The 1,287-nt window shown below is 49.1% G+C and carries 3 protein-coding genes; all 3 read left to right on the top strand.

Going from position 1 to position 1,287, the window contains the following annotated elements:
- Window positions 1-149: helix-turn-helix domain-containing protein (locus R7F67_RS24230; protein WP_318057465.1), on the top strand; the 149-nt coding region annotated here is incomplete at its 5' end.
- Between the two features lie 91 nt (window positions 150-240).
- Window positions 241-900, top strand: a complete 660-nt coding sequence (locus R7F67_RS24225; protein WP_318057464.1) for a LysE family translocator — start codon at window positions 241-243, stop codon at window positions 898-900.
- 110 nt (window positions 901-1,010) lie between these two features.
- On the top strand, window positions 1,011-1,287 hold a 277-nt coding region (locus R7F67_RS24220), incomplete at its 3' end, for a gamma-glutamyltransferase (RefSeq protein ID WP_318057463.1).

The raw sequence follows: 1,287 nt of genomic DNA, 5'->3' as shown, positions 1-1,287 counted from the left end.
GTTTACGACTCGAGCAAGGGATGAAGCTACTACAAGCAGGACAATGCGGTACTGAAGTCGCGCATCAAATTGGTTTTTACGATCAGGCACATTTCAGCAAAGCCTTTAAGCAGACTTATGGCGTCTCTCCGTCTCAAGTCACTCGATAGCAGCACGCTCATCTTAGGCTGTCAGTTTTTTACAAGCGCATGCCACAACAAGCCTCCACAATAGCTGCATTGGTAATCTTTGAGATGTGTTATGAATGAATCCACTATCCTGCTGACATTGGCCAGCATTCACTTTATTGCCTTAATGAGCCCAGGCCCCGACTTCGCATTAGTGGTGCAAAATGCCACGCGTCATGGTCGCCAGACGGGCTTATACATCGCTCTTGGCGTATCCGGTGGTATTTTGCTGCACTCATTGTTCAGCCTGCCTGGTGTGAGCTACCTTGTGCATCAACATCCTTTGCTGTATTCGGTATTACAACTGCTAGGTGGCAGTTACCTGCTTTACCTCGGTGTTGGGGCCCTGCGCGGCGTGATCGCTACGATCAAAAACCCGCAAACGGATCAACAAAATAAAACAAACAGCTTCGTGATCAGCAACAAGCGTCAGGCTTTTGCCAAAGGTTTTGCAACCAACATTCTCAACCCCAAAGCACTGGTTTTCTTCATCAGCTTGATGTCGAGCTTGGTGCCAGCCGGAATGTCAGTCTCAGGCAAAAGCATCGCGTTAGTTATCCTGTTCAGCTTGTCTCTGGTTTGGTTTTCCAGCTTGGCGTGGATGCTCTCAACGCAACGTTTACAACGTCGATTACAACAAGCAGGCATCTACATCGATGGCATCTGTGGTGTGGTGTTTACCCTCGTTGGCGGCAGTATCTTGGTGCAAACCATCAGCACATTAATCGGTTAACTCTCTGATTTAAAAGCGTCGCACACACGACATTTATTAAAACGCTGACTCGACGATCTTCTCCATGGCTGCCAAGCTGAACAATCAAACTGGCAACATGGAGAGTCATCATGCATTGGACGTTCAACCGACTCGTGTCTACGGGTCTTTTTCTTAGCGCCTCTATCACCCACACCGCGTTTGCAAACCAAGCCACCGATGCGATTGCCCCAGAGCAAAGTACTGGGCTTGAGCACAAACAACTGGTCAAAGCCAAAGACTATATGGTGACAGCAGCGAACCCAATCGCCACCCAAGCTGGTGCTGATGTACTGGAGCAAGGCGGCAATGCCATCGATGCTATGGTGGCGGTACAACTGATGCTTGGCTTAGTCGAACCACAGTCTT

Origin of the sequence: Vibrio sp. YT-17 (assembly GCF_033337375.1) — a bacterium.
GTDB lineage: Bacteria > Pseudomonadota > Gammaproteobacteria > Enterobacterales > Vibrionaceae > Vibrio > Vibrio alginolyticus.
Note: the sequence above shows the minus strand (reverse complement) of the source record. Positions and strands in the feature narration are given on the sequence as shown.

Bases quoted from the DNA above. Each gene is read 5' to 3' on its own strand.
- R7F67_RS24225 (WP_318057464.1), top strand. From the start codon at position 241: ATGAATGAATCCACTATCCTGCTGACATTGGCCAGCATTCACTTTATT.